This is a genomic window from Exiguobacterium sp. UBA3491, from assembly GCF_002377745.1.
Taxonomy (GTDB): Bacteria; Bacillota; Bacilli; order Exiguobacteriales; family Exiguobacteriaceae; genus Exiguobacterium_A.
The window spans coordinates 1-8,503 of sequence record NZ_DFQK01000010.1 but is presented as its reverse complement, the minus strand read 5'-3'; the positions used below and the strand labels follow the sequence as shown (position 1 = coordinate 8,503).

Genomic DNA, 8,503 nt, shown 5'->3' with positions numbered 1-8,503 from the left:
AAACGAACTAGTTCTTAAATACTCAAAGAAAAGAGTTGCTCACGGACGAATTCGTCCATGAGCAACTCTTTTCTTTACGTGTAGGATTTTCTCTGGAAAACAAGAATTGACGCGCCTAATAAGACGATGATATGCGCCATTACGAACAAGACGGAAAATGTTAAAGATGTTCCCATTGCTTCACTGATACCATAGGAAACAGAATCCTTGAAATACATCGACCAGTCCAAGTGCATGAATACGATCCATTTGGCAATCGCTGGTTTAAAGCCGATCAATAGACTTCCCGCAATGCTCGTAAAGAACTGCGCTAATACGGTAAAGCCAATGATCATACCGACCGAGCGGAATAATAATGAGAAGAACAACGTCATAAATATCGTAAAAATCGGACTGACGACCTCAACGATCGTGTCGCGGAACAGGATCGGATCTCCTACCTCTGAAAACACAAATGAGCCTGCGTAGACGATCGCAGCGATGAACACGAATTGGAATAACATGATCAAGATCGAGAAGATCAGCTTCGAGAAATAAATCGTCATTCGTGAATATGGACTCATTAATAGATGTTTCATCGTATCATATCGTACTTCATTCCCGATAGCTTCTGCCGTGAAGACGATCGTGATGATCCCTAATAAGGAGGTCAACAACACAAACGTTAAGGAATAGTAATCATAGCGTGTGAACTCAAAATCATTTGTCTTCGCCACAATGATAATACCAACCGCAATGACGACATATAGCGCTAAGACGATTTTCGCTTTTTTAGTCGTCCACCATTTCATCCATTCATTTTGTATGAGCGAAAGCATGTGAATCCCCCTCTTTTTTCGTTACTTGCAGGAATTGTTCTTCGAGCGTCAAGCGTTTGACGGTCAATTCATGTAAGTCAGCAATCGGCACGACAAGTCGGGCAATCGCCGGACACTCACTTTCTGGTGCTGTGATGATGATTTGTTCATCAAGTACTTCTGATGGATAGTTCGCGATGCGAAGGGCTTCAAGTACGTCAGTCATCGCTTCCTTATTGACGCGAAGTGCCACCTTTGCTCCGGTTTCGTTACGAACCGATTCGACTGACTTGATGACACCTTGATCAATGATGGCATATCGATCACTGATTTGTTCCATTTCACTCAGCATATGACTTGAGATCAAAATTGCGATATCCTGCTCACGCGCCATTTGTCGTAAATACTCACGAAGTTCTGCGATCCCGGACGGATCTAGACCATTTGTCGGTTCATCTAAAATCAAGACGCGCGGATTATGTAACAACGCGCGAGCAATTCCAAGACGTTGCTTCATTCCGAGTGAATACTCTCCAACTTTCTTCGAAAGCTTTCCTTCTAAACCAACGAGACGAGCAAGTGCGTCATAGTCGACTTGTCCGAGTCCTGGAATCAGGTTTTTTGCATGTATCAAGTTTTGTTTGCCTGTTAAATAAGGATAAAAAGCTGGATTTTCAACGATTGCTCCGATTTGTGTTAATGCCTTCGAACGCTCTTCTACGACATCATAGCCATTGACCGTGACTCGCCCAGCATCCTGCTCAAGCAGACCCGTGATGATACGAATCGTTGTCGTCTTCCCTGCCCCATTTGGTCCGAGGAAGCCGAACACTTCTCCTGGGGATACCTCAAAACTGACGTCTTTTAGAATTTGCTCTTTTCCGAGACGCTTTGAGATATTTTCAATCTTTAACATCTGCTCTTCCTCCTCATTCATATTTTGTTTATGCTATATAGTGTACGTGAATTCCCTGCGAAAGTTTCTTTTCTTACAAATATGTAATCTGATTCCAAATAAAAATCCGCTAACGCAGAAATTTGAGACTAAATAAGGAATAGAGTCTTCAGATGATTCTTTTTGAAGAAATGACACGTGAACATTTTCCGATCGTTCAATCACTGTACGCAAGCGTTCCAGAGTATGCATGCCTGGAAGAACGGGCGCTACCACTCTCTGATTCGATCTTACAGGAGGAATTCTTGAATCCCGATACTGTATCGCTGATCGGGTATATCCATGGAGAACCTGTCTTACTGATTGACTACCTCCCAAAGCATCCGCAAGACGGTACAACGTGGATTGGTTTATTTTTACTTGATGCTTCTCATCATGGTACCGGAACGGGTAATCGGTTACTGTCCGCCTTTTTCAATCAATTCTTAAGTCGAGAGTCACAGATTCACCTCGCCGTATTACCTGATAAGGCAAAAGCCCGACGGTTTTGGGAAAAACATGGATTCCGCTACGTGCGAACGAGCATCTCGAACCGTGAACAGCAAATAGACGTCTATGTATATGAGTCAAACAAAAAACAAATGAGAAACATATGAATGGAGTATCACACAATGTCCAGACCCTCACTTCGCTTTGACATCCTGTTAGCGGGATTGATTTCCCTATTATTTTTTAGCATGACGCTGTTGTTGACCTTCTTCATCAGTCAACACGCGACAAGCCGACTCCAATCGGAAGTCAGAATGAATCTGTCAACGACTGCTCATCAACTATCCGACAAGCTCGATCATTACATGTGGTCACGCTATGCAGAAGTGAAGTTGCTCGGCTCTTTATCAACGATTCAACAAACAGATCAAAAAGTAGAAACACGTCGGACACTAGAGGAGTTACAACGACAGATTCCCGACTTTTCTTGGATTGGTCGTTTAGATGCGAACGGTAAAGTCATTGCGTCAACGAACCAGATTCTTGAAGGAACATCGATCAAAGAACGACCTGTTTTTCAAGAAGCATTATCGCAACCATTCATCGGTGATGTTCATGAAGCCGTCCTACTCGCAAAATTATTGCCGAATCCAAGTGGTGAGCCACTCCAATTTGTCGATATAAGTACACCTTTATATGATAAGGGACGATTTTCCGGCGTCCTCGCGACACACCTCAGTTTCGAATGGGCTAAAGCGATTGAACAAAGTTTCCAGAGCGCTACCTCTTCTCTCCAAAAAGTCGATGTCTTCATCGTTAGTCAAGATCGAAAGACTATTTTGCTTGGACCAAACGGATGGAGTGGTAAGACATTGCCTACTAGTGTAACGCTCACTTCGAATGCTCCTGCGACCGCTTTTTGGAAAGAGAAAGAATTCGTCTCTGGTCAAAGTACGAGCCGTGGTTACAAAGACTATGATGGACTAGGTTGGACGGTTCTCGTGCGTCAACCGACATCGATTGCCTTCGCTGATGCCGACGCTTTACGCCAAACGATTTTCATCGCTGGGTTAATTGCCTCTCTCATTACAGCCGTGCTTGGGTGGATGTTAGCGAAACTGCTGACTCGACCACTCTTAAAAATCACGCATGCCGCACAACAAATGCAAGGTGATCCTTCAAAATCACTTCCGAACCATCGTGGAATCCGAGAAATCGAGACATTGACAGATGCCCTACAGCAACTGATTCGTCGATTGCTGCATACCGAAAAAGAAAAACTGACGTTTGAACGATTATCGCAACGTGACAGTCTCACGGGTCTTGCGAATCGAAATGGTCTTGCTCAATACATCGAACAATTACCTATAGGAACGCATTCCATCTACCTTTGTCTCGATTTAGACGGTTTTAAAGCAGTTAACGACACATATGGGCACGCACTTGGTGATCTCCTCCTGATCGAGGTCGGTCAACGTCTCAAACAGTTACTTCCACCTGGTGGCTTCGTCGCTCGTCTTGGTGGCGATGAGTTCATCATCGTCTTAACGAATCAGTCTGTAGTAGAAGCACAACACTTAGGTGAACAATGGATTGCCCATGTCTCGATGCCTTATCATTTAGAAGAACAGACCGTCCATATCGGAATGAGCATCGGACTCGCTGAACAGATAGCAGGTGAATCGCTCGAGCAAGTCATGCACCATGCGGATTTAGCGCTCTATCGTTCGAAGCAAGATGGTAAAGGATGTATTTCCGTTCATTGACCTTTTGGAACGGAGGATTGACAAGCGCGTTTCTCCTCCGTAAGGTGAACGAGAAGCGTATAAATTTTCAACAAGGAGCTGTCAGCATGAATCAATGGACACGTGAAGCACGATATCGTCCCCTCTCGGATGTCGATCCGACCGTATACCAAGTGATGAAGGAAGAAGTAAGAACATCTCCTTGGCGATTTTCTTACCATATCCAACCTCCAACCGGACTTTTGAATGATCCGAACGGCTTCGTCTACCACGACGGTCTTTATCATTTATTTTATCAATGGTTCCCACTCGGTCCTGTTCATGGTCTAAAGTACTGGTATCACATGACATCAAAAGACCTCGTACATTGGTTCGATGAAGGGGCCGCCTTGATTCCAAATGACGATCCTGATTCGCACGGCGCTTATTCCGGTAGTGGCTTCATCAAAGATGATCAAGTGCACATCATGTACACCGGTAACAAACGGGACGCAGAGTGGAATCGCCATACGAGTCAAATCGTTGGGCACCTTCGTTCGGATGGACGGATTGAAAAACACTTACCACCTGCTATTCCAACCGTTCCTGAAGGCTATACAGAACATTTTCGTGATCCGAAAGTCTTTCAAGATGCATCGGGCACCTGGTACTGCATACTTGGAGCACAGCGCACTGACTTGACAGGTTGTACTGTCATTTATCAGTCTCAAGATGCAGAGCACTGGACGTTGGTCGGTGAGTTACGGACGAACTACCCGACATTCGGTTATATGTGGGAATGTCCTGATTATTTCGAGCTTAATGGAAAAGGCGTCTTTCTCTTTAGTCCTCAAGGGATTGAGCCAGATGGTACGAACTATCAAAATATTTTCCAGTCCGGTTACTTCATCGGGGAACCGTTAGCTTTACCCAACTTAACATTCACACATGAACCTTTCCAAGAACTCGATTTCGGATTCGACTTCTATGCGCCACAAACAACTGAGGCGGCAGATGGTCGACGGATTCTTGTTGGTTGGATGGGTTTACCGGACATTAGTTATCCTTCTGACATTTATAACTGGGCACATGCTTTGACATTGCCGCGTGAATTAACGATCGAACAGGGACAACTTCGTCAACGACCTGTCCATGAACTGACACAGCTACGAAAAGAAACCTTATTTGACGAAACGATTCTTTTCGAGCAAGATGTGACGGTTGCGGAAGCCGAGATTTTCGAACTCGTGATGACAGACTTGAAGCTGTCGTCGGATTCGTTCCGCTTCTCAATTCGTCAAGACGCTACAGAAGAAACCCTATTTAAATATGATGTCGTTTCGCGTCAATTTACGATTGACCGGAGTCGTTCGGGTGTGGAGGTTCCTGCTGAATCATTTGGTACATCACGATCGACTGTCCTTTCGAAAGACTTGCAGACATTACGTTTGTTTGTGGACCGGTCCTCGTTCGAACTTTTCCTCAATGATGGAGAAGCCGTCGCAAGCGGACGTATTTTCCCAAAAGCAACGAGTCGAGGTATCGGATTCTCTGGTGAGGTGACTGCCCACCTCTCTATTTACGATTTATCTTAAATAGCAAAAAGCATTTTCCTGAATAGAATCAGGAAAATGCTTTTTTACTTCACTGCTTCAATCGTGATTCCTTTTCTAAATCGAAGGCGAGAATATGTTGCTCTCCGATTGGACCCATGACCGATTGTAACGTATCGACATATCCCGTCTTGAAATACAGTGATTTTGCAGCGATATTCTTTTTATTGACCGCAAGTGTAATCGATGTGACTTCCGGGAAATGATGATGGACGAACTCCGGTAACTGCATCATCGCTTCCTTCGCGTATCCTTGATGTTGATGCCGTTCATCAATCGAAAAGGCACGTAACAGGACACTTTGTTCATCCGTCCGGTGTGTTTTAGGGGGATTGAGATGGAGAATAAAAAATCCGACGACGAGCTCGTCTTTTTTAATAACAACCGGAAACTTATCGGGATGTGCAACCGCATCCGTAACGACATCTGTTGGAAAAGAAGTAAACTGAACTTGTTCTTCTGGAAGAATGAACGCCTCACATTGTTCATAATGTTCATTTGTATACATGTGTAATTTCACTACAGACATTCTCATTCCGCCTTCCCTCTTTGTACAGGACAAGAGAGTACTCTCTTACATCTATTCCCATTTTAATATTTTTGAGTCCATTTGCCTAGTCTTTTAAAGTCACTCCTCTTACATTGCTTCCAATAGTCTTTTGTCTCTTTATTCCACGGTTCGTCTTTCAGTAATCCAATCCGATCATCAAAAATGCTACACTAGGGAGAGTTCGATTTAATGGACACGAAATTAAACGCTCGAGGTGAACTGTATCATGCATGAAGATTTTTTCAAACAGATGGAGCGATTGACCGGCATTCAATTGAATCCTGTCCAACAACAGGCAATTGAACATGACCATGGTCCGTTGCTGTTACTCGCCTCACCCGGCTCTGGAAAAACAACGACCCTTAATTTTAAGATTGCCTATTTGATTTTACAAAAAAAAATTGAACCACATCGTATTCTTGGACTGACCTTCAGTAAAGCGGCAGCTCGCGAGATGGCGGATCGATTTTATCATTTATTCCATGAACTAATCGGAACAACAGCGGCTTTTTCGACAATCCACAGTTTTGCTTTTCAAGTCGTCCGGGACCATACGTCCGAGCAACGCCTCTCCTATACGATCATCGAAGGACCGATGGATCAACAACATCCGAATGCGCCACATAAACGGATGTTACTGCGCCGTATTTTCCAGGAAATTAATCGGAGTGTCATTACCGATGATCAAATGGATGAGTTGTTACGGATGATTTCCTTTGTCAAAAATCGCCTTCTTTCTTTAAAAGAAATCAAGGCAGTACCGACAACGATCAAACACTTTCCTGACATCTATGTCGCATATGAACAATTCAAGTCTCGTGATCCTGTACATCCGTTACTTGATTTCGATGATATGTTGACATATGCTAATACGATTTTGGAACAAGACCGTCGTCTATTGCAACATTACCAACGTCGCTTCGATTATATTCTGACAGATGAGAGTCAAGATACATCACTCGTTCAACATCAACTGGTTGAAAAGTTAGCCTTACCCCATAATCGCCTTTGTGTCGTCGCGGACGATGACCAGACGCTTTACAGTTGGCGTGGCGCAGATGCATCCAAGATTCTCCACTTCAAGGATACGTATCCGAATGCGACGATTCTTTACATGGAACAAAATTATCGCTCATCAAAGGACATCGTCTCAGTCGCCAATCAATTCATCCAACGTAATAAAGCACGTTATCCGAAACAGATGTTCACGGAGAATGCTGCGGTTCGTCCAATTATCTTAGAGACGCTACCGACTTATGAAGATCAGACTCGTTATTTATTGAATCAGTTACGGACGGAAACGAATTACCGCGAAGTCGCCATCTTATATCGCAACAATGCTTCTTCGATCAACGTCATGAATGCGTTAGATCAAGCAAACATTCCTTTTTACATTAAGGATGTTGATCATAAATTCTTCAGTCATTGGATTTTGAAGGATATTTTAAATTTCATGACATTCGCACAAGATCCAACAGATATCGAGGTTCTAGCAACCATCCATACGAAGTTCGCCGGATATATCTCGAAAGCTCAACTGGCTCAATTGCAACAGTTTGGTTCGGGTGAATCTGTATTTGATCTACTCATAAACAAAATCGAAATGAAGTTTTATCAAAAGAAACAACTTCAACAAATGAAGCGCACATTCGCTTCCATTCAGACCGTTCGACCGTCTGCTGCCCTCTCTTTGATTCGTCATGAACTGGGCTACGAAAAGAATTTGCGGAAAATGAGTGAGAGTCTCGGTTTTAGTCTCGACCACCTGCTTGAGACATTAAATACGATCGATAACATCGCAAGTGATGTACCGACGTTACTCGCCTTTCGTGAGCGGATCGCGCATCTCGAACAGTTGATGCGTGATGCGAAACAAAACAAAAATCAAAATGCGGTCACTCTTTCGACCTTTCACAGTGCAAAGGGACTTGAATTTGATCGCGTCTTTATGATTGATCTCGTTGCTGGTATTCTTCCATCGGCTGACACGATCAAGGCGTACAAGAATGGACAACTCGATGATATGGAAGAAGCAGCACGCTTGTTTTACGTCGGGATGACACGGGCACGACACGAACTGCATCTCCTGTCTTATCGTTTTAAATCGAAATCGTTCGATGTCTCACCATTCGTCGAAGACGTTCATCGTCTTGTTACACCGGATTCCGCAAAACGAAAAATAGAACGCCAACGTCCTGCCATTGCAGCGCGAGCTAAAGTTCCTCCACTTCCGATCACTGAGAACATGCGTGTATCGCATACAGCATTTGGTCCCGGAACCGTCTTGCACCTGGTTGATGACGTGCTAGAAATTTCATTTGATCAAGGAATGAAAAAACAGCTTTCGTTACAAGTCTGCTCCGAAAATGCATTACTCAAAATTTTATGAGACAAAAAAGAGGCTGACTCAAAAGTCAGTCTCTACAAAGATAAGG

General features: G+C 43.8%; 7 protein-coding genes. 4 read left to right on the top strand and 3 right to left on the bottom strand.

The window, feature by feature from the left end:
• Positions 1–74: 74 nt before the first annotated feature.
• Both B4F99_RS02300 and B4F99_RS02295 read right to left on the bottom strand, forming a co-directional pair.
• On the bottom strand, positions 75–818 hold the full coding sequence (locus B4F99_RS02300; protein WP_035409387.1) for an ABC transporter permease: 744 nt from the start codon (positions 816–818) through the stop codon (positions 75–77).
• Entirely contained in the window at positions 796–1,713 is a 918-nt protein-coding gene (locus B4F99_RS02295; RefSeq protein ID WP_035409389.1) for an ABC transporter ATP-binding protein, read from the bottom strand. Before B4F99_RS02295 ends, B4F99_RS02300 begins: the two co-directional genes overlap by 23 nt.
• Positions 1,714–1,865: 152 nt before the next feature.
• On the opposite strand from B4F99_RS02295, the gene B4F99_RS02290 reads away from it, so the two are divergent.
• The 3 genes from B4F99_RS02290 (at position 1,866) to B4F99_RS02280 (ending at position 5,500) form a co-directional block, all read left to right on the top strand.
• Positions 1,866–2,348 (top strand): GNAT family N-acetyltransferase, encoded by a 483-nt coding sequence (locus B4F99_RS02290; RefSeq protein ID WP_290755067.1) that lies wholly within the window; start codon positions 1,866–1,868, stop codon positions 2,346–2,348.
• Positions 2,349–2,363: 15 nt separating this feature from the next.
• Positions 2,364–3,947 carry a diguanylate cyclase domain-containing protein gene (locus B4F99_RS02285; RefSeq protein ID WP_214856742.1) on the top strand — a complete coding sequence of 528 codons (1,584 nt, stop codon included), beginning with the start codon at positions 2,364–2,366 and terminating at the stop codon, positions 3,945–3,947.
• An 86-nt stretch (positions 3,948–4,033) separates the two neighbouring features.
• On the top strand, positions 4,034–5,500 hold the full coding sequence (locus tag B4F99_RS02280) for a glycoside hydrolase family 32 protein (protein ID WP_290755062.1): 1,467 nt from the start codon (positions 4,034–4,036) through the stop codon (positions 5,498–5,500).
• A 49-nt stretch (positions 5,501–5,549) separates the two neighbouring features.
• Here the strand turns inward: B4F99_RS02280 and B4F99_RS02275 are convergent, their stop codons facing one another.
• On the bottom strand, positions 5,550–6,047 hold the full coding sequence (locus tag B4F99_RS02275) for a GNAT family N-acetyltransferase (RefSeq protein ID WP_035409789.1): 498 nt from the start codon (positions 6,045–6,047) through the stop codon (positions 5,550–5,552).
• Positions 6,048–6,294: 247 nt separating this feature from the next.
• Here B4F99_RS02275 and B4F99_RS02270 point away from each other — a divergent pair, with 247 nt between their 5' ends.
• A complete protein-coding gene (locus tag B4F99_RS02270; protein ID WP_290755060.1) occupies positions 6,295–8,457 on the top strand; it encodes an ATP-dependent helicase in 2,163 nt (720 codons plus the stop codon).
• Positions 8,458–8,503: the final 46 nt, after the last annotated feature.